Source organism: Labedaea rhizosphaerae (assembly GCF_004362825.1).
Classification (GTDB): domain Bacteria; phylum Actinomycetota; class Actinomycetes; order Mycobacteriales; family Pseudonocardiaceae; genus Labedaea; species Labedaea rhizosphaerae.
The window spans coordinates 1-21,471 of the sequence record NZ_SNXZ01000006.1 but is presented as its reverse complement, the minus strand read 5'-3'; the positions used below and the strand labels follow the sequence as shown (position 1 = coordinate 21,471).

General features: G+C 70.6%; 20 protein-coding genes. 9 read left to right on the top strand and 11 right to left on the bottom strand.

Annotated features, from left to right (window positions below; translation table 11 throughout):
• The first annotated feature begins 74 nt into the window (after nucleotides 1-74).
• Nucleotides 75-614: an AMIN-like domain-containing (lipo)protein gene (locus tag EV186_RS28975; protein WP_208115849.1), complete on the top strand. Its 540-nt coding sequence runs from the start codon at nucleotides 75-77 to the stop codon at nucleotides 612-614.
• 40 nt (nucleotides 615-654) lie between these two features.
• On the opposite strand, the gene EV186_RS28970 is transcribed toward EV186_RS28975, so the two are convergent.
• From EV186_RS28970 to EV186_RS28950, 5 genes are all read right to left on the bottom strand, one after another.
• Nucleotides 655-1,935 (bottom strand): amidohydrolase, encoded by a 1,281-nt coding sequence (locus tag EV186_RS28970; protein ID WP_133852660.1) that lies wholly within the window; start codon nucleotides 1,933-1,935, stop codon nucleotides 655-657.
• 218 nt (nucleotides 1,936-2,153) lie between these two features.
• A complete protein-coding gene (locus tag EV186_RS28965; protein ID WP_133852659.1) occupies nucleotides 2,154-2,492 on the bottom strand; it encodes a hypothetical protein in 339 nt (112 codons plus the stop codon).
• Nucleotides 2,493-2,580: 88 nt separating this feature from the next.
• Nucleotides 2,581-3,564 (bottom strand): methylmalonyl Co-A mutase-associated GTPase MeaB, encoded by a 984-nt coding sequence (gene meaB, locus EV186_RS28960; RefSeq protein WP_133852658.1) that lies wholly within the window; start codon nucleotides 3,562-3,564, stop codon nucleotides 2,581-2,583.
• Nucleotides 3,564-5,768 (bottom strand): methylmalonyl-CoA mutase, encoded by a 2,205-nt coding sequence (gene scpA, locus EV186_RS28955; protein WP_133852657.1) that lies wholly within the window; start codon nucleotides 5,766-5,768, stop codon nucleotides 3,564-3,566. Before scpA ends, meaB begins: the two co-directional genes overlap by 1 nt.
• Nucleotides 5,765-7,660, bottom strand: a complete 1,896-nt coding sequence (locus EV186_RS28950) for a methylmalonyl-CoA mutase family protein (RefSeq protein WP_133852656.1) — start codon at nucleotides 7,658-7,660, stop codon at nucleotides 5,765-5,767. The genes scpA and EV186_RS28950 overlap by 4 nt, the downstream gene beginning before the upstream one ends.
• 94 nt (nucleotides 7,661-7,754) lie before the next feature.
• On the opposite strand from EV186_RS28950, the gene EV186_RS28945 reads away from it, so the two are divergent.
• Entirely contained in the window at nucleotides 7,755-9,464 is a 1,710-nt protein-coding gene (locus tag EV186_RS28945; RefSeq protein WP_279538335.1) for a serine/threonine-protein kinase, read from the top strand.
• Here the strand turns inward: EV186_RS28945 and EV186_RS28940 are convergent.
• Nucleotides 9,448-10,086 (bottom strand): MerR family transcriptional regulator, encoded by a 639-nt coding sequence (locus EV186_RS28940; protein WP_133852654.1) that lies wholly within the window; start codon nucleotides 10,084-10,086, stop codon nucleotides 9,448-9,450. The two genes, EV186_RS28945 and EV186_RS28940, sit on opposite strands and share 17 nt — an antisense overlap.
• Before the next feature lie 87 nt (nucleotides 10,087-10,173).
• Between EV186_RS28940 and EV186_RS28935 the strand changes: the two genes are divergently transcribed.
• Nucleotides 10,174-11,160, top strand: a complete 987-nt coding sequence (locus tag EV186_RS28935) for a hypothetical protein (RefSeq protein WP_133852653.1) — start codon at nucleotides 10,174-10,176, stop codon at nucleotides 11,158-11,160.
• Complete coding sequence (locus EV186_RS28930; RefSeq protein ID WP_133852652.1) at nucleotides 11,157-11,609, top strand: ABA4-like family protein; 453 nt, start codon at nucleotides 11,157-11,159, stop codon at nucleotides 11,607-11,609. Before EV186_RS28935 ends, EV186_RS28930 begins: the two co-directional genes overlap by 4 nt.
• Here EV186_RS28930 and EV186_RS28925 read toward each other — a convergent pair.
• A complete protein-coding gene (locus EV186_RS28925) occupies nucleotides 11,520-12,764 on the bottom strand; it encodes an MFS transporter (protein WP_133852651.1) in 1,245 nt (414 codons plus the stop codon). The genes EV186_RS28930 and EV186_RS28925 overlap by 90 nt on opposite strands.
• A 197-nt stretch (nucleotides 12,765-12,961) precedes the next feature.
• Here EV186_RS28925 and EV186_RS28920 point away from each other — a divergent pair, with 197 nt between their 5' ends.
• From EV186_RS28920 to EV186_RS28910, 3 genes are all read left to right on the top strand, one after another.
• Nucleotides 12,962-13,786 carry a purine-nucleoside phosphorylase gene (locus EV186_RS28920; RefSeq protein WP_133852650.1) on the top strand — a complete coding sequence of 275 codons (825 nt, stop codon included), beginning with the start codon at nucleotides 12,962-12,964 and terminating at the stop codon, nucleotides 13,784-13,786.
• The gene (locus tag EV186_RS28915) at nucleotides 13,783-15,444 is read left to right on the top strand and encodes a phospho-sugar mutase (RefSeq protein ID WP_133852649.1); all 1,662 of its coding nucleotides are present in this window, start codon (nucleotides 13,783-13,785) and stop codon (nucleotides 15,442-15,444) included. Before EV186_RS28920 ends, EV186_RS28915 begins: the two co-directional genes overlap by 4 nt.
• A 108-nt stretch (nucleotides 15,445-15,552) precedes the next feature.
• A complete protein-coding gene (locus EV186_RS28910; protein ID WP_133852648.1) occupies nucleotides 15,553-15,918 on the top strand; it encodes a hypothetical protein in 366 nt (121 codons plus the stop codon).
• A gap of 37 nt (nucleotides 15,919-15,955) precedes the next feature.
• On the opposite strand, the gene EV186_RS28905 is transcribed toward EV186_RS28910, so the two are convergent.
• Together EV186_RS28905 and EV186_RS28900 are read right to left on the bottom strand one after the other, a co-directional pair.
• Complete coding sequence (locus EV186_RS28905; RefSeq protein ID WP_133852647.1) at nucleotides 15,956-16,861, bottom strand: beta propeller repeat protein; 906 nt, start codon at nucleotides 16,859-16,861, stop codon at nucleotides 15,956-15,958.
• Between the two features lie 11 nt (nucleotides 16,862-16,872).
• Nucleotides 16,873-17,694 (bottom strand): DUF1906 domain-containing protein, encoded by an 822-nt coding sequence (locus EV186_RS28900; RefSeq protein WP_133852646.1) that lies wholly within the window; start codon nucleotides 17,692-17,694, stop codon nucleotides 16,873-16,875.
• A 110-nt stretch (nucleotides 17,695-17,804) separates the two neighbouring features.
• On the opposite strand from EV186_RS28900, the gene EV186_RS28895 reads away from it, so the two are divergent.
• Both EV186_RS28895 and EV186_RS28890 read left to right on the top strand, forming a co-directional pair.
• The gene (locus EV186_RS28895; RefSeq protein ID WP_133852645.1) at nucleotides 17,805-18,248 is read left to right on the top strand and encodes a flavodoxin family protein; all 444 of its coding nucleotides are present in this window, start codon (nucleotides 17,805-17,807) and stop codon (nucleotides 18,246-18,248) included.
• A 16-nt stretch (nucleotides 18,249-18,264) separates the two neighbouring features.
• The gene (locus EV186_RS28890; protein WP_133852644.1) at nucleotides 18,265-19,071 is read left to right on the top strand and encodes a TIR domain-containing protein; all 807 of its coding nucleotides are present in this window, start codon (nucleotides 18,265-18,267) and stop codon (nucleotides 19,069-19,071) included.
• Nucleotides 19,072-19,126: 55 nt separating this feature from the next.
• On the opposite strand, the gene EV186_RS28885 is transcribed toward EV186_RS28890, so the two are convergent.
• The gene (locus EV186_RS28885) at nucleotides 19,127-20,077 is read right to left on the bottom strand and encodes a chitinase (RefSeq protein ID WP_133852643.1); all 951 of its coding nucleotides are present in this window, start codon (nucleotides 20,075-20,077) and stop codon (nucleotides 19,127-19,129) included.
• Nucleotides 20,077-21,042, bottom strand: a complete 966-nt coding sequence (locus EV186_RS28880; protein WP_166659382.1) for a chitinase — start codon at nucleotides 21,040-21,042, stop codon at nucleotides 20,077-20,079. Before EV186_RS28880 ends, EV186_RS28885 begins: the two co-directional genes overlap by 1 nt.
• Nucleotides 21,043-21,471: the final 429 nt, after the last annotated feature.

Sequence of the window (21,471 nt, the reverse complement as noted above, 5' to 3'; positions counted from 1 at the left end):
CAACGGGGTCCGGGGCTGGACGTCCTCTCTCGTATGGCCGCAAGATGCGGCCGGTTCTCCACTAGGAGTGCGAGATGAACTTCCGAAGATCCATGCGGCGTGTCGCCGTCGCCGCCGCCGTCGTCCTGGGGCTGGCCGCCCCGGTCGTTCTGACCACCACCGCGTCCGCGGCGCCCTACTGCGGGATCACGTGGGGGTCGCTGAACAAGGCCGCCGCGTCCACCACCACGAACAGCGAGATGAAGGGCGTCCGCGCGGGCAAGCACACCTGCTACGACCGGCTCGTGCTCGACTTCACCGGTCACAACACGGGCTTCCGGGTCCGGTACGTGACCAACGTGTACCACGACGGGAGCGGGCACGTCGTGCCGTTGCGTGGCGGGGCGAAGCTGGAGATCCTGGCGTTCTCGGTCGGCTTCACGCCCAAGAACCAGACCGAACTGGCGAACCTCGCCGGCTACCGGACCTTCCGCCAGGCCGCGTGGGCGGGCTACTTCGAAGGGCAGACCACCCTTGGGCTCGGTGTCCGAGCTCGGTTGCCGTTCCACGCGTTCATGCTGCAGGGACCGGGGAACACGTCGCGACTGGTGATCGACGTAGCTCACCAGTGGTGAGCTGACGCGGCGGGCCGCACCTCGGTGCGACCCGCTGACCTCAGGCCAGGGCGGCCAGCGCGGTGTGCACCATCACCCGGGTGCCCACCAGGAGAGCGCGCTCGTCCAGCTGGAAGGTCGGCTGGTGCAGGTCACGCTGCGCGCCTTCGCCCGGCCACACACCGAGCCGCGCGAACGACCCGGGCACGTGCTCCAGGTACCACCCGAAGTCCTCGCCGCCGGAGGACTGCTTGGTCCCGGCCACGGCGGACTCGCCGAGCGCGGCCTCGATCCCGGCCCGCATGACCTGGGTGCACTCGTCGTCGTTCACGACGGGCGGCACGCCGCGGCGGTGCTGCAGGTCGAAGCCGACCCCGGTGGGCGCCAGCAGTGACTGGACCAGCCCGGCCACCAACGGCTCCAGATCGGCCCACACCTCGTGGTCACCGGTGCGCAGGGTCCCACGCAGGACGCCGTCCTGCGGCACCGCGTTGGGCGCCTCACCGGCGTGCACGGCCCCCCAGACCAGCACGGTGCCGGACCGGGGGTCGATGCGGCGCGACAGCAACGCGGGCAGCCCGGTGATGACCGTGCCCAGCGCGTGCACCAGGTCGGCGGTCAAGTGCGGTCGCGAGGTGTGCCCGCCGGGCGAGGTCAGCCGCAGTTCGAGCAGGTCGGTCGCCGAGGTGATGGCGCCGACGCGGGTACCGACCATGCCGACCGGCAGGCGCGGGTCGCAGTGCAGGCCGAAGATCCGCTCCACGCCGTCGTCGAGCCCGCCGGACGCGATCACGTCGAGCGCGCCGCCCGGCATGACCTCCTCGGCCGGCTGGAAGATCAAGCGGACGCGGCCCGGCAGCTCGGGCGCCGAAGCCAGCGCGAGCGCGGTGGCCAGCAAGATCGTGGTGTGCGCGTCGTGCCCGCACGCGTGGGAAGCGCCGTCGACGGTGGACGAGTAGGGCAGGCCCGTGGCCTCGGTCAGCGGCAGCGCGTCCATGTCCGCGCGCAGCGCCACACAACGCTCACCGGAGCCGATTTCGCAGATCAGGCCCGTGCCGTCGGCCATGATCGACGGCTTGAGGCCGGCGCCACTGAGCAAGCCGGCCACCAGCTCGGTGGTGGCGAACTCGCGGCGGGAGAGCTCGGGGTGGGCGTGCAGGTGCCGGAACCAGGCGAGTACGTCGGCGGCGTTGGCGGCAAGCCACTCGTCGAGCCAGGCCGGCCCGCGACCGGCACCGAGGTCGGGCACAGTGGGCATCCTGACGCCACTGTCGGTCAACAGCACCTCGGAGCTGCCGTCCGACTCGTTGGGCGTTTCCGGGCGCGAGTCGAGGACGGTCATTGACGTCCTCCTCGCGCTGCTGCGGTCAACCTCCGCCACGAACTCACCATCACGTCCTCGCGATCACTCACTTGGAGCAATCCTGCACCATTCACCGCGCGTTACTGTCACGACCAGAGGTTCATCCTGACGGCCGGTCCGCAACTTGCGGCAAGCGGTGGCGTTCGATCGGCCTAGCCGATCACGCTCTGGTACGGATCGGCCACTCGCCGCCGAGATCAACCGGTGTTCTCGTCGGCCTTCTTGCGACGCTTCCGGCGCAGGCGGTGGCCCCACACGACGATGAACAACAAAACCGCGGCGACCACACCGATGACCAGCTTGCGTTTGGCAAGGCGCGCATCGGCGTCGGCCTGGTCCTGGTCGAGGTCCGGGCCGGTCGGCGCATCGGGCGCCTTCGTGGTCGTCGTCGCGGGCGCGTCGTTCGCCACCGCGTCGGTCGCGACGAGCCGGACCACCGCGGGCCGCGCCGCGGCGAGCGCACCCGGCGCCGGCAACGCGAGGAACACGAGGCAGCCGAGCACGCAGGCCGACGTGAGCCTGGCCGCACTGCGCACGAGTCCCTCCCATCCGCCGAGCCAACACGGCGCCGCTAGGCGATCCCTGGAACCAAACTAGCGCCTGGAACCGAACCGACCGACAACATTACTCGCTGAAGGCCTCGAGGATGCGTTGTGCCGCCAGTGTGGCGGTCAGTTCGCCGTCGCGGACCTGTTGTTCCAGGCCAGGAACGATCGCGCGCACCTTCGCGTTGGTCTCCAGCCGGTGCAGCAGGGTGTCGCGGACCATCGTCCAGGTCCAGTCCACCTGCTGGCGCCTGCGCTTCTCGGCCAGCTCGCCGCTGTCGGCCAGCGCCTTGTGGTGCTCGCCGACGGTGTCCCACAGCTTCTCCAGTCCCGCGCCGGTCAAGCCGCTGCAGGTCAGGACCGGTGGGTTCCACGTCGTTTGCTTGCCACGCAACAGCCGCAGCGCCCCGGCGAGCTCGCGCGCGGCCTTCTTCGCCTCGCTTTCGTGCTCGCCGTCGGCTTTGTTGACCGCGATGACGTCGGCCAGTTCGAGCACGCCCTTCTTGATGCCCTGCAACTGATCGCCGGTGCGCGCCAAGGTCAGGAACAGGAAGCAGTCGACCATGTTCGCCACGGCGGTCTCCGACTGGCCGACGCCCACGGTCTCGACCAGCACCGTGTCGTACCCGGCGGCCTCCATCAGCACCATCGTTTCCCTTGTGGCGCGGGCGACTCCGCCGAGGGTGCCGGAGGTCGGCGACGGCCGGATGAAGGCGTTGTGGTCCACCGCGAGCCGGGCCATGCGGGTCTTGTCGCCGAGGATGCTGCCACGGGTGCGGGTCGACGACGGGTCGACGGCGAGCACCGCGACCCGGTGCCCGGCCGCAGTCAGCATCGTGCCGAGCGCGTCGATGAAGGTGGACTTGCCGACGCCGGGCACGCCGGTGATGCCGACGCGGAAGGCGCCGCCGGAGCGCGGCAGCAGCTCGACGAGCAGCTCTTGGGCCTTCTCCCGGTGATCGGCACGGGTCGACTCGACCAGGGTGATGGCCTTGGACAGCACGCCCCGGTCCCCTTCGACGACGCCCTTGGCGTACGCGGCGACGTCGATCTCCCTTGGCATTACTCGCTCTCGGTCAGCTTGCGCAGCAGGTCGACGGCGGCGTCGGCGATCACCGTGCCGGGCGGGAAGATCGCCGCGGCGCCGGCTTCCCGCAACGCGTCGAAGTCCTGCGGTGGGATCACGCCGCCCACCACGATCATGATGTCGTCGCGGCCGAGTTCGGCCAGTTCCTTGCGCAGCGCGGGCACCAGCGTGAGGTGCCCGGCGGCCAGCGAGTTCACGCCGATAATGTGCACGTCGGCCTCGACGGCCTGGCGCGCGACCTCACCGGGCGTCTGGAACAGCGGGCCCACGTCCACGTCGAAGCCGAGGTCGGCGAACGCGGTGGCGATCACCTTCTGGCCGCGGTCGTGGCCGTCCTGGCCCATCTTCGCCACCAGGATGCGCGGCCTGCGGCCCTCTTCCTCGGCGAACGCGTCGACGACGGCACGCGCTTCGTCCACACTGGACGATTCGCCGACCTCGTCGCGGTACACACCGGAAATGGTACGGATCTGCGCGGCGTGGCGGCCCCAGACCTTGCCGAGCGCCTCGGAGATCTCGCCCACGGTGGCCTTCGCGCGGGCCGCGTCGATGGCCAGCGCCAGCAGATTCCCGCCACCGTGCTGTTCCCGCCCCCCTGCCCTTCGGGCCCGCCCCCCTTCGGCGGCCTTGGTGAGCGCGTCCAGCGCCGATTCGACCGCCGCGGAGTCACGCTCCTCGCGCAACCGCCGCAGCTTCTCCAGCTGTGAAGCACGCACGCCCGCGTTGTCGACCTTGAGCACGTCGATGTCCTCCTCGACGGCCAGGCGGTACTTGTTCACGCCGATGACCGGCTGGCGCCCGGAGTCGATGCGGGCCTGCGTGCGGGCGGCCGCTTCCTCGATGCGCAGCTTCGGGATGCCCGCGTCGATGGCCTTGGCCATGCCGCCCGCGTCCTCGACTTCGCGGATATGCGCCCACGCCTTGCGGGCCAGTTCGTAGGTCAGCTTCTCCACGAACGCGCTGCCACCCCACGGGTCGATCACCCGCGTGGTGCCCGATTCCTGTTGCAGGACGAGCTGGGTGTTGCGGGCGATGCGTGCGGAGAAGTCCGTGGGCAGCGCGAGCGCCTCGTCCAAAGCGTTGGTGTGCAACGACTGCGTGTGCCCCTGGGTCGCGGCCATGGCCTCGACGCAGGTGCGGATCACGTTGTTGTAGACGTCCTGCGCGGTCAGCGACCAGCCCGACGTCTGGCAGTGCGTGCGCAGTGAGAGCGACTTCGGGTTCTTCGGGTCGAAACCCTTCACCAGCTTGGCCCACAGCAGCCGCGCCGCCCGCAGCTTCGCGACCTCCATGAAGAAGTTCATGCCGATGGCCCAGAAGAACGACAGCCGCGGCGCGAACCGGTCCACGTCCAGGCCGGTGTCGACCCCGGCGCGCAGGTACTCCACGCCGTCGGCCAGCGTGTACGCCAGCTCCAGGTCGGCGGTCGCCCCGGCCTCCTGCATGTGGTAGCCGGAGATCGAGATGGAGTTGAACTTCGGCATGTGCTCCGACGTGTACGCGAAGATGTCGGAGATGATCCGCATGGACGGCTGCGGCGGGTAGATGTAGGTGTTGCGGACCATGAACTCCTTGAGGATGTCGTTCTGGATGGTCCCGGCGAGTTGTTCCGGTGCGACGCCTTGCTCCTCGGCCGCCACCACGTAGAGCGCCATGACCGGCAGCACCGCGCCGTTCATGGTCATCGACACCGACATCTTGTCCAGCGGGATGCCGTCGAAGAGCTGGCGCATGTCGTAGATCGAGTCGATGGCGACGCCCGCCATGCCGACGTCGCCGGCCACGCGCGGGTGGTCGGAGTCGTAGCCGCGGTGGGTGGCCAGGTCGAACGCCACCGAGAGGCCCTTCTGCCCAGCGGCGAGGTTGCGCCGGTAGAAGGCGTTGGACTCCTCGGCCGTGGAGAACCCCGCGTACTGGCGGATGGTCCACGGCTGGGTGCGGTACATGGTCGGGTACGGGCCGCGCAGGAAGGGCGCGACGCCCGGGTAGGTGTGCAGGAAGTCCAGGTCGCCGAGGTCGTCGGCGGTGTAGAGCGGCTTGATCCCGATGCCTTCCGGGGTCTCCCACTCCAGCGCGTCCGCGCCCTTGCCGGTGGCCGCGTGCACGGCCGCCTGCCAGGCGTCCTTCTCGGCCCGGGCCGGCTCACCCAGATCGATTCCGGTGAAGTCAGGGATGCTCATGCGCTCACTCCCGTCACGTCGGCGAGCACGGCGAGCGCGTCGCATCCCATGTGGACGTATCCGTCCACTCCGGAGTATTCGGGGCGTGGTTTGCCGGCCAGGTAGACCTTCTTGGCTCCCGCTTCCCTGAGCGCCGCGGCCGCGGGCCCGACGATGTCGGGGTATGCCTTGTCGGTGCCGCAGAGGCACACCACCGGCGACGGCTGGTCGCGGTAGACCTTGACCAGGTCGTCGACGCCGTTCGTGGCCCCGGCGGTCGGGGTGGCGAACCCGCCCGCCTGGAACAGGTTGGCCGCGAACGTGGCCCGCGCGGTGTGGTGCGCGAGCGGGCCGATGGTCGCCAGGAACACCGACGGGCGCTCGCCGGTCTCGGCGAACCTGCTGTCTGCGGTGTCGCGCAGTTGCTCGTACGCCTGCGCGTAGCGGAGCTTCGGCAGGCCGCCGCTGCGGCGACCAGGGTCGGGGTCGCGCACCACAGGCTTCTCGTTGACGTCGGGGAACTCGCTCACGCCGGTGATCGGGTCGGCGCGGGTGGCCACATTGACACAGCGCACCTGCCACGTCTCGGCCAGCCGGCGCTCGATCTCCCCGTCCTGCAACGCTTTCACGATGCCGCCGTGGGCCTCGATCGCGGTGAACTGCGCCCAGGCCGCGTGCGCGAGCTGGTCGGTGAGCCGCTCCACGTACCAGGAGCCGCCGGCCGGGTCGATGACGCCGGCCACCGACGACTCGTCGAGCAGCACGGCGTGGGTGTTGCGGGCGATGCGCGCGGCGAATGCGTCGGGCAGCCCGATCGCGGCGTCGAAGGGTTGCACGGTGATGGCGTCCGCGCCGGCGACGCCCGCGCCGAAGCAGGCGAGCGTGGTGCGCAACATGTTCACCCACGGGTCGCGGCGGGTCATCATGGCCGACGACGTGACCGCGTGCTGGGCCTGTGGTGCTTGTGCGGCACCGGAAACCTCGCACACACGGGCCCACAACCGCCGTGCCGCACGGAACTTGGCGATGGTCAGGAACTGGTCGGCCGTGGCCGCGTAGCGGAACTCCAGCTGCCGGGCCGCCGCGTCGACGTCGAGGCCCGCGCCGGTGAGCGCACGCAGGTAGGCGACGGCGGCGGCGAGGGAGAAGCCGAGCTCCTGGGCGTCCGAGCCGCCCGCGTCGTGGAACGGCAGCGCGTCGACGGTGATCGTGCGCAGGTTCGGGTGGTCGGCGGCCACCCGGGCGGCCAGCTTCGCGGCACCTTCCAGATCGGGCTCGGCGCCGGTCGCCGCGAGCAGGCCGATCGGGTCGGCGCCGAGGCTGCCACGCACCTCACTCGCCGGGATCTGCTTGTCCTGGTAGACCCCGAGCAGCGCCTCGGCGGCCGCGGCGAACCCGGCGCCCGCGTCCAGCGCGACCGGCGCGAGGTCGAGGTAGACCTCGTGCAGCACGGTGGGCAGGTGCTCGACCGGGATCGCGCCGTCGCCGACGACGAGCCAGAGCGAGCGCACGCCGCACTCCAGGTCGGTGAGGATCGCGGCCTTGGTCACCTCGGGGTCGGGGTGGGCGTGGCGTTGCCGCACGTCCCAGCCCGCCGCCACCGCGCCGTCGGGGGTGCCACCGCGCACGAACGGCGGGAGGCCCGGCAGGCCCGGGTCGGGTGCCTGGTCGTCGGCCACGTAGAGCGGCTGGACCCCGATGCCGTCATAGGTCGTGGTGACCAGCAGGTCCTCCACCGGCACGTCCGGCTCGTCTTCACCGAGCACACCGGACTTGCGCAGCACGCCCGCGACCAGCGCGCGCCACTGATCACGGTCCGGTGCGGCGAATTCGCCGGCCAGGACGAGACGTTCGGGCTCCGGCGGGGTCTCGGGCGGAGCCGCTGCCGAGGAGGGTGCCGACGGGGTGGTCATGCCCCGCAATGCTACGGATCTGGCCAAGGAAAGCCATGTGAGCCGAATCGCCGAGACGCCCCGCGCGGGGGTCGGGCGTATGCACAATGTGATCGTGACGGATACACCGCCCGCCAAGCCCAACCGGCTCATCGCCGGGCGCTACCGGCTACGCCGGGTAGTCGGTCAGGGCTCGATGGGTACCGTCTGGGAAGCTTACGATGAGTACTTGCACCGGCTCGTGGCGGTGAAGGAGGTCCGGCTGCCCGAGGGCATGCCGGCGCACGAGGCGGACGAGCTGCGCGAGCGCACACTGCGCGAGGCGCGGGCCATCGCGGTGCTGTCCCACCCCAACGTGATCACCCTGCACGACGTCGCCCGTGAGCAGGGCGAACCGTTCGTCGTCATGGAGTACATGGCCGCGCGCAGCCTCGCCGAACTGCTGCGTGCGGGCGGCGCGCTGACCACCACGCAGAGCGCGCTGGTCGGCGACGCGGTGGCCGCCGGGCTGGAAGCGGCCCACAAGGCGGGCATCACCCACCGTGATGTGAAGCCCGGGAACGTGCTCGTCGCGGAGGACGGCCGGGTCAAGCTCACCGACTTCGGCATCGCACGCAACGTGAGCGAACGGACGATGACCCGCACCGGGATCATGCTCGGATCGCCGGCCTACATCTCGCCGGAAGTGGCTTCCGGGGGCGAAGTGACGCCCGCCGCGGACCTCTGGGGCCTCGGCGCGACCTTGTTCGCGTCGACCGAGGGTCGAGCGCCGTACGACCCGAACGGACCGGTTCTGGAGACGGTTTCCACCGTCGTCCACGGCGAGGTGCCCAAACCGGCGTCGGCGGGCCCGCTCGCCGACGTGATCACCGGCCTGATGGTCAAGGACCCGACCCAGCGGCTCTCCCTGGCCCAGGTGCGCAGGCAGCTGCGGCCGCTGCTGCCCGAGCCCGGCGACCAGGTCTTCGACGCGAGCCTGTTCGAGCTGGTGGAGAAGGCCCCGGACGGCGCCGAGGCCCCCACCACCGTGACGCCGGCGGTCAAGCCGGCCGCCGCGGAATCCGCGTCCCAGCTGGCGGACGACCCGGGTCCGCTGCCCTTCGTCGCGCCGCCGGCACGCAAACGCCGTTCGGCCGCGCCTTCGGTGCTGCTCGCGCTGGTGGTCGCGGTGGTGGCGCTCGCGTTGTTCGTCGGTGGCGCCCTCGGCGGCTTCGCGCTGACCCGCGCGGTCGCGCAGCGCCCGCTCACCCCGCCGCCCACCTCGTCGAGCACGCAGCCGACCAGCACGGTCGCGCCGGCGCCACGGGAATTCGCCCAGCAGCGCGCGGACGCGGCGACGATCAAGGGGATGAACGGTGGCGCGTTCTCCATCTCGGTGCCCGAGGACTGGGTCAAGTTCGTCGAGCAGCGCGGCGCGGGGAAGCTGCCGGCCAGCACGCGCGTGCACTTCCTGTCCCCGGACGGCACGCAGGAGGCGACCGTCGAGCGGTTCGTCGGGTTCTACCCGTCGGCGTCGATGGACACCTACGTCTCGCTGCTGGGATCGGAGCGTTCGGTGCTGCCCGCCACCGAGGTCGACCAGGTCCTTGAGATCGCGGTGCGGGGCGCGTCGGGCGGCCGCGAGCCGACCAAGGAGTTGCGCTACCGCACCGTCGACCGGATCGGTCCCGGCACCGACGGCGCGAACCGGTCGACCACGTCACGGCTGATCGCGCACGGCGACGACCTGTGGGTGGTCAGCCTGACCGTGCCGATCCAGCAGGAGGACAACGGGCGCACCGACCTTTTCCCGAAGATCGTGCCGACGTTCAAGATCGATCCGTGAAGGATTCCGCACCGAAGCGGCGCGCCGAGGTGAACTCGTGCGCCATGTGGCGCAGGGCCGTGAGCATCGCGTCGCCGAGGATCGTGCCGACCACGACGACCTCGGACATGGCCTCCCGGTCGCCTTGGCGTGCGGTCAGGTCGATGTCCACCTTCGCGACCTGTTCGGCCGCCACCGCGTAGGGATCGAGCACCTCGAGCAGCCAGCCCATGCCGAGCTGGCGGGCCCGGGTGATCACGCCGGCGAGCACCTGGCGGGCCGGGTGCTTCTCGCTGACGTGCCAGCCGTGGCGCTCGAGCAGCCGGTCGACCTCGGCGATCCCCGCCGCGTCGGCCTGGTCGTCACCCGGCGGCAGGATGTTGAACTGCACGGTGCCGAGCAGGTTGTTGATCTCGCCGTCGTGGTCGTCGAGCGTCGCGAGCACCTCGCGCAGGCGGGCCACGGACAGGCCGCCGACCTCGATCAGCGCCCGGATCAGCCGCAGCCTGCGCACGTGCTGCTCGCCGTAGCGGGCCTGGTTCGGGCTGGTCAGCTCGCCCTGCGGGAGCAGCCCCTCACGCAGGTAGTACTTGATCGTCGGCACGGTGACCCCGGTCGCCGTGCTCAGTTCCGCGACTCGCACTCCTTCTCCTTACCAAACCCCCTTGCCAAGCACAGCAGATAGTGTAACTATCGATAGCAGATAGCATCACTATCCACTGGAGGGGCGATGAACACGGAACCGCTGGCCAAGACGTTGAGAGGGGCAGCGAGCTGGAACCGGCCGCTGATGGTGCTGACCGGCGTCATGCTGGTGGCCGCGCTGGGCAGCGCGCTCGGGCTCGTTGTGGACGACCGGGTCCTGACCGGCGCGCCGATCTGGCTCAAGCCGTTCAAGTTCGCCGTGTCGATCGCGCTGTACTCGATCGCGTGGGCGTGGATGATCTCGCTGCTGCCCAGGAAGTCGCGGCTCGTCACGGCGAGCGCGGCGACCATCACCGCGGTGCTCGCGGTCGAGTACGTGATCATCGTGGTGCAGGTGGTGCGGGGCAAGCGCAGCCACTTCAACGTGCAGACGCCGTTCGACTCGGCGATGTTCTCGATCATGGGCGTCTCGATCGGCGTGCTGTGGGTCGCGACGCTGCTGCTGTCGATCGTCGCCGTGCGGCACAAGTTCGGCAGCTACGCCGACACCATCGCCGTCCGGGTCGGCGTGGTCGTGGCGATGCTCGGCATCTCGGCCGGGTTCCTGATGCTCGGCCCGACCAGCGACCAGCTGGCGTCGATGAAGAACGACACCTTCCAGGGCTTCGTCGGCGCGCACAGCGTCGGCGTCCCCGACGGCGGGCCCGGTCTGCCCGTCACCGACTGGAGCACCACCGGCGGCGACCTGCGCATCCCCCACTTCGTCGGCATGCACGCCCTGCAGTTCTTCCCGCTGCTCGCGATCGCCTTGCTGGCCCTGGCCACCCGGATCCCGGCCCTGCGGCCCGACCGCGTCCGGGCGCGGCTGCTCATGGTCGCCGGCGGCGGCTACACCGCGGTGCTGGGGCTGCTGACGTGGCAGGCGCTGCGTGGCCAGCCGATGGTCCACCCGGACGGACTGACCCTCGCGACGCTGGGCGTGATCGTCGTCGCCGTCGTGGCCGGTGGCGTCTGGGCGTTGCGGACGCCGGCCCCGGTCGAGGCCGACGAGCGCGAGCTGGTGGCGGCATGACCACCGTGTTGTTCAACCTGACGTTCTACCTGGCCGTGCCGTTCTGGCTGCTGATGATCGTCGCGCCGCGCTGGCCGGTGACCGAGCGGATCGTGGCGTCGCCGTGGATCGCCACGCCGCCGCTGGTCGTGTACCTGATCATCGTGCTCCCCCATTTCGACCGGCTGTGGGCGGCCGTGTCCCGGCCGGATCTCGGTGTGCTGCAGGCGTTCCTGGGCAGCGGCATCGGCGCGGCGGCGATCTGGGCCCACCTGATCGCGTTCGACCTGTTCATCGGCCGGTGGATGTACTGGGAGGCGAGGAAACTGGGCATCCACCCGCTGGTCATGGCGCCGATCCTGGTGCTGACCATCCTGCTGTCACCGATCGGCTTGCTGGTCTTCCTCGTGGTTCGTGAGGTCGCCGTCCGCCAGGTCGCGGGCCGCGTGGACGAACGCGTCGGGGGATAGCGCGCGCCACACCAGCGCTAGCGCGGCGGCCTGGATCACCGCACCCATCACCCAGACGGCCCGCAGGCCGAAGTGGGCGGCGACCAGGCCACCGGCCAGCGCGCCGAGCGGGGTCAGGCCCCACGCCAGCGCGCGGTGGCTGGTCAGCACGCGGCCGAGCAGCGCCGTGGGCGTGAACCGCTGCCGGCTCGACTGCGAGCAGACGTTCCAGACCAGCGTCGTGGCGGTCATGAGGACGACCACCACACCGACGAACACCAGCGACGGCGGCGCCACCGCGATCAACACCTGAGCGGGCACGGTGGCGAGCTGGGCCAGGCGCATCGACCACGCGTAGCCGAGCCGGTCCACCACCCGGCCGACCACGAACGAACAGCCGATCCAGCCGAGCGCCATGCAAGCCAGCAGGACGCCGTACCCGATGCCGTCCACGTGCAACACCTGCGTGGCGTAGAGGACGAGCATCGCGTTGCCCGCGCTCGCGGCGAACGAGCCGAACGCCACCGCCGTGGTGATCGCGCGCAGCAGCCGGGTCCGCACCAGGTAACGGAGGCCTTCGTGGATGTCGCGCATCGGGTGCCGCCGGGTCACCGTCACCGCCGCGGACGGGATGGTGCGGGCGAGCAGCAACGCGGTGACGGCGGCGAGGAACGCCAGCCACGCCGGCCAGCCCGCGCCGAGCGCGAGCAGCACGCCGGTCAGCGGCGGCACGACGAACTGCACGACGCCGCGGTTGATCACCTGCAACCGCGTGTTGGCGGCGGCGAGCGCGTCCGGCCCGACCAGTTCGGGCACGAGCGCGCCGCTCGCGCCGTCGCCGAGGACCTGCGCGGAGGTCACCACGAACGCCACGCCCACCAGCAGTCCGAGGCCGAGCAGGTGCGTGGACCCGGCGAGGGCGAGGGTCAGCGCGGCCACCGCGAGCGCCGCGTAGGCGGCGGCGAGCACGGTGGTGCGGCGCACCCGGTCGATCAGGACGCCGGCGAAGAGCGAGAACAGCAGCCACGGGGCCTGGCCGACCACGTTGACCAGCGAAACTTCGCGGGGATCGGTGGTGATCGACACCGCCAGCAGCGGCAGCGCGGCGAGCAGCAGGCCCTCGCCCACCGAGCCGCCGACGGTCACCGCCTGCAACCGGTGCCAGCTCGAGCTCACGCCGCGAGTCTGCCGCAGCGCGGGCGGCGTACCGGCCGAAGTGATCAATCTGGCAGCCGGCTCAACAAAACGCTCCTCCCGCGCGTTTGGAAAAGGGAGGGGTCGGCGCACCGGGTCGTCGGTCTGCTGGGGGTGGCCGACGGCCCGGTGTGCCGCAAGGCGTGAGGCCGGGCGCGGCGTCTCGTAAGCTCCGGCGGGTGACCCGCAGCTATGACCTCGCAGACCCGACGGCCGACGCCAGCGCGGCGGCCGGCGCGGCAGCGGCCGCCATCGCCGAACACACCGGCGCGGCCACCCACGACCTCGCCATGATCCTCGGCTCCGGCTGGCGCCCCGCCGCCGACGAGCTGGGCGAGCCCGACGTGGAGCTGCCGCTCGAGCAGCTGCCCGGCTTCGCGGCACCGACCGTGCCCGGGCAGGGCGGCACCATCCGCTCGGTGAGCACCGGCGGCAAGCGCGTGCTCGTGCTGCTCGGTCGCACCCACTTCTACGAGGGCAAGGGCATCGCCCAGGTCGTGCACGGCGTGCGCTCGGTGGCCGCGGCCGGGTGCCGCGCCCTCGTGCTGACCAACGCCGCCGGCGGCCTGCGCGAGGACTACACCGTCGGCCAGCCGGTGATGATCAGCGACCACCTGAACCTGACCGCCAAGTCCCCGCTGGTCGGCGCCCAGTTCACCGACCTGACCGATCTCTACTCGACGCGGCTGCGTGGCATCGCCCGCGCCATCGAGCCGGCCCTCACCGAGGGCGTCTACGCCGGGTTGCCCGGCCCGCACTTCGAGACCCCGGCCGAGATCCGCATGCTGCGCACGCTCGGCGCCGACCTGGTGGGCATGTCCACCGTGCTCGAGGCCATCGCCGCGCGTGCGGCCGAGATGGAGGTGTTCGGGCTTTCGCTCGTCACCAACCTCGCGGCCGGGATGACCGGCGCGCCGCTGGACCACCTCGAGGTGCTCGAGGCCGGTCGGATCGCGGCGAGCCGGATGGGCAAGCTGCTCAAGGAACTGGCGGCGCGGGCGTGAAGCTCGTGACTGAGTTGCGCGACAAGGCGTTCCGCTGGCTCGCCGACGACCCGGACGCGGGCGACAAGGCCGAGTTGCAGCAGGTGCTGGCCCGCGCCATGGGCGGCGACGAGACGGCGGTCGCCGAGCTCGAGGACCGGATGTCGGGGGAGCTCACGTTCGGCACCGCGGGCCTGCGCGGGCCGGAACGCGCGGGGCCCAACGGCATGAACACCGCCGTGGTCGTGCGGGCCACCGCCGGGATCGCGGCGTGGCTGCGGGCGCAGGGACATGCGGGCGGGGTGGTCATGGTCGGGCGCGACGCCCGGCACGGCTCGGCGAAGTTCGCCGAGGCGGTGGCGAGCGTGCTGGCGGGGGCCGGGTTCGACGCCCGCGTGCTGCCGGGTCCGCTGCCCACGCCGATCCTGTCGTTCCTGACCCGCGGCACGGCCGCGGTGGCGGGCATCCAGATCACCGCGTCGCACAACCCGCCGGCCGACAACGGTTACAAGGTCTACCTGTCCGACGGCGCGCAGATCTCGCCGGCCGAGGCGAACGTGATCGAGGCGGCCATCCGGGGCGGCGCGGCGGCGGTGTCCGTGCCCCGATCCGACACCTACACGACCGTTTCGTCGTCCGAAGTGGACACTTACGCGACCCATGTGGCCGCACTGGCCCGCGGTGACTCCCGGGACCTCACGGTCGCGCTGACCCCGATGCACGGCGTCGGCGGCGCGACCGCCGTGGACGTGCTGGCCCGTGCCGGGTTCACCGACGTGCACCTGGTCGCGCCGCAGGCGGAACCGGACCCGGCGTTCCCGACCGTGTCGTTCCCCAACCCGGAGGAACCCGGCGCGACCGACCTGCTGCTGGCCACGGCGTCCGATGTGGACGCCGACCTCGCGATCGCCCTGGACCCGGACGCGGACCGCTGCGCGCTCGGCGTGCGCTCCCCCGACGGTGGCTGGCGCATGCTGCGCGGCGACGAGACCGGCGTGCTGCTCGGCGACTACATCCTGTCCACTTTGGACCGTATGACGCACCCGGATCCCTTGGTGGCCACGACGATCGTGTCGTCGTCCATGCTGGGTTCGGTGGCCGCCGCGCACGGAGCCCGCTACGACGAGACGCTCACCGGCTTCAAGTGGCTGGTGCGGGCCGGCGACGGGCACGGGACCGGCTTGGTCTACGCCTACGAGGAAGCGCTCGGGCACTGCGTCGACCCCGATTCGGTGCGGGACAAGGACGGCATCTCCGCCGCCGTACTGGCGTGCTCGCTGGCGGCTTCGCTGAAGGCCGCCGGGCGCACGGTGCTGGATGCGCTCGACGACCTGGCGGTGGCGCACGGCGTGCACGTGACCGACCAGGTGTCGGTGCGGGTGACCGACCTGGCGCGGATCGGCCAGCTGATGGCACGGCTGCGGTCCGCGCCGCCGTCGTCGATCGCCGGGGTTGCGGTGACCGCCGAGGACCTGTTGCCGCGCACGGACGGACTGCGTTGGTCGGGCGAGGGCGTGCGCGTCGTGGTGCGCCCGTCGGGCACCGAGCCGAAGGTCAAGGCCTACCTTCAGGTCAAGGCCCCGGTCGCGGATGCATCGGCGCTCGCCGACGTTCGTTCTGCCGCAACGGAAAAGCTCGCTTCGGTGCGCGACGAGGTGGCGGCCCTGCTGGCCGGTTGATGCCGTCGCCCGCTTCGGTCGCGCACGTTGCGGTGCACTGGATCCATGCTGCGAGGTCAAGCACTTTCGTCTCGTCCGACCAAACCACGCGGATTCACGTTCGTCGTGGTGCTGTTGTTCGTCCAGGCCCTGTTCAACGCGTTGTTCGCCGGGCTGCTGCTGGCCGAGCTCAACAACGCGGCCGAGCACGGGCAGACCGTGCTGAACGCGGGGTTCGTGCGCTTCGGGGTCGGCCTGTCGCTCGTCACCACCGGCGCGCAGCTGATCTGCGCGATCCTGATCCTGCGGCGGATCCCGTGGTCACGCCCGCTGGCCATCGGGGTCGAGGTGGTCACCATCGGCTCCGGGATCATCGCCCTGGTCAACAACGGCGCGTCGCCGCAGTTCTTCACGGGCCTCGGCCTGCCCGTGCTGGCGTTGGTGTACTTGATGAACCACGAGTTCACCGCGTGGTTCACCCAAGACCGGCGATGACGGCGCTGCTCGCCAGGGGCCAGCAGCGCCGTCGCGCTCAGCGCCAGGTGTGGCCGCCGTCGTCGGTGACCATCGGCGTCACCGTGTGGTCGCAGCCGTCCTTCGACGTGCACGCGTGGGCGACCTGCGCCGTGCCGTGCTGGGCGTCGGTGAACGTCAGCGACTCGATCGGGCCGGGCAGGCCCGACGGCGTGATCGTCTCCTGCGTCGTCGCGTGCACGACGTGCAGCACGCCGGACGGGTCCACGACGACGTATGCGTCCGGCCCGGTCACCGCGACCGGCACCGCGACGCCGGGCGCCGCGTCCCCGGACAACGTGACCACGACGCCCTTGGTGAACGTGACGCCGTCCTTGCTGGTGTCCAGGCGGACCGTCGAGGGACGGCCGTGCGCGGTCACCGGCACGGTCACGCCGTCGGCCGTGGTCAGCGGCGCGCCGTGGCTCGGCGCGGTCGCGGGCACGTTGAACCGGCCGCCGCCGTCGAGCTTCTGCCAGGTCACGCCGCCGTCCGGGCTGGAGTAGACCAGCGACCGCTGCGGGCCGCCGACCAGCACCAGCCGCGACCCGACCCACGCGACGTCACCGGCCACCGGGGCCTGGCGCGCGGCGAGCGGCCCGGCCGCCGGACCGGTGAACAACGCGGGCAGGCCACCCGTGCTGGCGCTGCCCGGGAGCGTCGCCATCACGCCGGCCCGCGCACCGTCCGGGGACAGGGCGACCACTGCCTGCCTGGTCGGGAGGTCCAGGTGCAGGGTGCTGCGCTGCCAGGTGCGGCCGCCGTCGGTCGAGTGCTCGTAGACGAGACCGGACGCGTCCGGCGTCACCTTCGCGAGCTGGTTGCCTTGGTGGGCAACGCCTTCGTTGGCCACCGGCAGCGTTTGCTGGGCGGTGCCGCAGGCCGCGAGGACCAGACCTGCCGCCACCACAAGGATCTTCTTCATCGTCCGCCTCCTCACAAGCACGCCGAGTTGCCGCTGAACGGGGCCAGTGCCAGCGTGGGGCCGTTGGAGCAGTCACTGTCCACATTGATCGTGACGCCGTTCCAGGTCTCGTTGTGGCCGCCGCGGTACTGCTTGTGCCGCTGGTGCTGGGTCCAGTGGCTCGTGCTCACGCACGACATCGACGACGTCGACAGCACGCCGTCCCAGTCGGCGCCGGTGATGAAGTCCGGCGCCGGGCTGGTGGTGAACTGGTCGATGAAGCCCGAGCACGTCGAGGTGTAGACGCCCGCGGTCTGCGCCGGCGCCACGTGCAACTGGGCGACCCACCCGCGCACGAACGCCTTGGTGGCGTTGATGCACGTCGTCGTGGACGAGCCGGGCGCCTCGAGGTCGTAGGTCACCGGCGAGTTGGTGGCCATGCCCAGCGCGCTCATCGCGTTCCACGCCTTGACTGCCTCGGCCTTGCCCTGGCTGTACGCGGTGGTCGTGTTGGTGCTGAAGTGGTCGAAGCCGCTCGCGCACGGGTTCTGCGGGCCGACCCAGAGCGGCATCAGGTGCCAGCCCTGGTTGGTCACCGAGGCGACCCAGGCCTTGGTCAGGTTGGGCTGGCTGCACCCGCGGTCGATGCCGCCGATGTAGACGCCCCACGCGGAGTACGGGGTGTTGTTCCAGAAGGCGCTCATCTGGCTCAGCGACGGCGCGGCGCACGAGTCGACGCCTTGACCGACGAGTTGTTCGCGTTGCGGCGCGGCGTTCGCGGGCCCGGCGGCCGCGACCGCACCCGCGAACGCGAGGACCGCCGCGGCGACCACGCTGATCAGCTTGGCTTTCATTCGGGGGAACCTTTCGCAGCAGGGAAGTTCCTCCGCCAAGCAAAGTGGCGGGCGTGGTGGCGAACCAGGAGGAGCGGCCGGAGCTTTCGCTGGCAGGTAGCGTCCGGGGCATGCGCCGGCTGCTGTTGGTACACCACACGCCCTCGCCCGCCCTGCACGCGATGTTCACCGCGGTCGTCGAGGGCGCCACGGACCCGGAGCTCGAAGGCGTCACCCTGGTCCGGCGTGCGGCCTTGGCGGCGACCGCGTCCGACGTGCTGGAGGCGGACGGGTACCTGCTGGGCACGCCCGCCAACATCGGCTACATGTCCGGCGCGCTGAAACACTTCTTCGACACGATCTACTACCCGTGCCTGGACTCCACCCGCGACCGACCGTTCGGCTTCTACGTGCACGGCAACGAGGGCACGGAAGGTGCGGAACGGGCCATTGCGTCCATTGCCAAGGCACTCGGCTGGGAGCAGGTCGCCGCGCCCGTGGTCGCGATGGGCAAGCCGGATCTGGCCGCATGCAAGGAACTCGGCGGGGTGGTCGCGGCTACGGTGATGTCCTGACGAAAGGTGACTCGCCGTGAGGTCGATCTTCATCAGCCACACCACCGCGGACAAGCCTTTGGCCACGCTCTTCAGCGAGACGTTGCGCCTCGGTGGTGTTCCGGTCGAGCACATCTTCTACTCGGCGCAGCGCTCCACCGGCATCCCGGCAGGCGAGCAGGCCGAAACGCACCTGCGCGAGCGCGTCCGATCGGCCAAGCTGATGCTTGAGTTGATCTCCGAAACGTTCCTCACCAGGCCGATGTGCCTCATGGAACTGGGTGGCGCGTGGGCGCTCGGTGTGCCGACCTTCCCGATAGCCGTGCCGCCGTTGAAGCCCATGGACATCGCGAGCCGGATCGGCAACTTCCACACGCACAAGCTCTCCGAGGAGGCGGCGGTGCGGCAGTTGTTCGACGAACTGCATGACCGCGCGGAGCAGGCTACCGGCTTGCGCATCGGCGCCACCGGCTGGGGAGAAGCTGTCGACAGCTTCCTCGACCGCCTGCCGTCCGCTCTCGCGGCGCGCAGCACCGATGACGACCCGGACGCGCGGCGGGACGAAGCCACCGACCACGGCGATGGTCTGGTGTCCTCGAACTACGTGGTCGCGGAGGGCTCGTTCGGCACAGAGGTGCGTGGTGAACTGGAGAACACGACCGACTCCTCGCGGTCGGTCGTCATCCTCAGCGCGACCTTCTACAAGGACGGCGCCAACATCGGAGTCGCTTCGGGAACGGTGGGAAGGCTAGGAGCTCACCAGCGGAAGACCTTCACCTTGACCTCGACCGATCACATCCCCGTGCACGACCGGATCAGCGTCCAGGTGGACAACTGGATGTGAGCGCACGCCGTGGGTGGCGGCGCCCGAGGCGTCGGCGCCGCCACCCACGGACCGGTCAGCCGGAGTAGCCGGCCAGGATCTTGGAGAAGTCGTACGGGGCCTGCGGCACGTTGGTGCACTGGTATGTCGCACCGGTGCACGCGTTGCGGTCCCGGGTCATCTCCCAGAAGGACAACATCCCGAGGTGCTTGCCCCGCGCGAACGACACCAGCTGCGACAGGTCCGACTGGTCGAAGACGTGGTGGTCGTCGTTCTGGCCGAGCATCGGGGTGACGCCGAGGCGCGACCAGGCGTCGGAGACCCCGAGGATCGACCGCAGCTGGCCCTCCGTGCTGGTCGCGGCCTGCACGGCGGCGTCGCCGTAGTCGACGTCCTGGTAGTAGTCCATCGCCATGATGTTGACCATGTCCAGGTCGACCCCCGCGGAGACCGCGGACTGGACCACGTTCAGCCCGTCGGCGGTCAGGCCCATGGGCAGCACCGGCAGCGTGAGCGAGATCTTCAGCCCTGGCTCCTGCTGCTGCAACTGCGCCAACGCCTGCGAACGCCGTGCGATCGACGCCGGCTCGGCCACCGCCGAGCCCTCGATGTCGACGTCGAGGTAGCGCAGGCCGTAGGCGTCCACGACCGCCTTGTACTCCGCCGTCAACGCGCCGACATCACTGCACGCCTGCGCCAGCTCGATGCCGGACGCGCCGCCGAAGGAGATCTTCACGTCGCCGCCGCCCGCGCGGATGGCGTCGACCTGGTCCTTGCCCCAGGCGTCACGCGGGTCGTAGGCGTTGAACCACATGGCTTTGCAGCCCGACGCGGTGATGAACGCCAGCGTGTAGCTCTTGACCCCGGACGCCGACGCCATGTCGGTCAACGACGGCGTCGGCCACGAACCCATGTCCACATAGGGCGCGGCGTGGATCGGGTCGCCCGCGGCCGCCGAAGCGGGCGCGGACCACCCGAGCACGGCCGCCCCGGCCGCCAGCACGGCAGCCAACAGCCGGCGGCGCATCAGAACCCTGCCGTGATCTGCGTGAACTCGAAGTCGCCCTGGTCGATGCCGCTGCAGCTCTCGCTCGCGGTGGCGCAGCCGTGGTCGCGGTTGACCGACCAGAAGGCAAGGCGTGCCAGGCCGTTCTGGTTGGCGTAGTCGGTGACCTGCTGCCAGATCTGCGGCGTGGTGACCTCGGACTGGTCGGACATGCCGTTCATTCCCGAGATGCCCATGTGCGCGTACGCGGTCGCGTCGTCCCAGCCGTTGGCCGACTTCAGCGCGTCCTTCAGGCCCTCGGCCGCGCTGACCGTGCTGGCGTACATGTCCGCGCCGCCACCGAAGTCGAACGGCATGATCGTGTACGCGTCGATGCCCACGCCCATGGACGCCGCCTGGTTGATCAAGCGGGTGCCGTAGTAGGTCGGGCCGGTGGTGCCGGTGCCGAACGTGACCACCACGGCCGTGTCCGGGTTGTTCTGCTTGATGATCTTCAGGCCGCCGAGGATCCGGTCCTGCACAGCCTCGTTCTCGAACTCGTCGGAGTTCTCGATGTCGAAGTCGACCGCGATCGGGTGGTAGGCGTCGATCACCTGCTGCACGGCTCCCGCGTAGGCATTCGAGTCCGAGCAGTTGGGGCCGAGTTTGTTACCGGACCAGCCGCCGAAGGAGATCTCGACGCTGCCGCCCGCTCCCTTGATCGAGTTGATGGTCTGCTCGTCCACGCCGCCGGTCAGCGGGCGCTGGCTGTCCCACGACGGCGTGCAGCCGCCGCCGGAAAGCATGAACGCCATGGTGAACGACTTGATGCCGGTCTGGTTCATGACGTCGGTCGCGCTCGGCGGGTTGCCCCAGCCCTCGTAGAGGTAGGGCGCGCCGGGCAACTTCGCTTGCAGGGCAGGCGAAGCGGAGGCGGACTGGACGGCGAGCACCGCCAGGCTGAGCCCGGCCAGTGCGCTGAGGACGGCGGAGGCAGTTCGCCGCATGATCACTCCCCGAACTTCGTAGTGACTGCTGGCTATTCATTAGGAAAGTTTCCTAATAGTTTGCTGCGTCCATGCTAGGCAGGTCACAAGATCGGGTACAACCCTACGGAAGTAGCTACCGCCCGAATTCCCCTTGTGCCGCCGGACTTCTGGGCACGCCACTCCGGGCGTGTCCCACATCCACGCCAGGTGTGTCCCACGTTCGCGACGGGTGTGTCCCACGTTCGCGTTGGGTGTGTCCCACGTTCGCGCGGGGCGTGTCCCACCTTCGCGTCAGATGTGTCCCACACCCGGGCACCCCGTGTCCCACGCGCGAGTGTGGGACACGGGGTGCCGGAAGGGTGTCCCTATGTGGTTGTCAAGCCGCGGCGGGGGTGGAGACGGGTTCGGGGTGGCGGTAGTGGGTGCCGTTGCGGAGCATGGCGTAGA

Excerpts from the sequence above, each read along its gene's own strand:
- meaB (WP_133852658.1), bottom strand. The coding sequence starts at position 3,564 with ATGCCAAGGGAGATCGACGTCGCCGCGTACGCCAAGGGCGTCGTCGAA.
- EV186_RS28900 (WP_133852646.1), bottom strand. The coding sequence starts at position 17,694 with ATGAAAGCCAAGCTGATCAGCGTGGTCGCCGCGGCGGTCCTCGCGTTC.
- scpA (WP_133852657.1), bottom strand. The coding sequence starts at position 5,768 with ATGAGCATCCCTGACTTCACCGGAATCGATCTGGGTGAGCCGGCCCGG.
- EV186_RS28970 (WP_133852660.1), bottom strand. The coding sequence starts at position 1,935 with ATGACCGTCCTCGACTCGCGCCCGGAAACGCCCAACGAGTCGGACGGC.
- EV186_RS28905 (WP_133852647.1), bottom strand. The coding sequence starts at position 16,861 with ATGAAGAAGATCCTTGTGGTGGCGGCAGGTCTGGTCCTCGCGGCCTGC.
- EV186_RS28935 (WP_133852653.1), top strand. The coding sequence starts at position 10,174 with ATGAACACGGAACCGCTGGCCAAGACGTTGAGAGGGGCAGCGAGCTGG.
- EV186_RS28950 (WP_133852656.1), bottom strand. The coding sequence starts at position 7,660 with ATGACCACCCCGTCGGCACCCTCCTCGGCAGCGGCTCCGCCCGAGACC.
- EV186_RS28885 (WP_133852643.1), bottom strand. The coding sequence starts at position 20,077 with ATGCGCCGCCGGCTGTTGGCTGCCGTGCTGGCGGCCGGGGCGGCCGTG.
- EV186_RS28930 (WP_133852652.1), top strand. The coding sequence starts at position 11,157 with ATGACCACCGTGTTGTTCAACCTGACGTTCTACCTGGCCGTGCCGTTC.
- EV186_RS28895 (WP_133852645.1), top strand. The coding sequence starts at position 17,805 with ATGCGCCGGCTGCTGTTGGTACACCACACGCCCTCGCCCGCCCTGCAC.
- EV186_RS28880 (WP_166659382.1), bottom strand. The coding sequence starts at position 21,042 with ATGCGGCGAACTGCCTCCGCCGTCCTCAGCGCACTGGCCGGGCTCAGC.
- EV186_RS28975 (WP_208115849.1), top strand. The coding sequence starts at position 75 with ATGAACTTCCGAAGATCCATGCGGCGTGTCGCCGTCGCCGCCGCCGTC.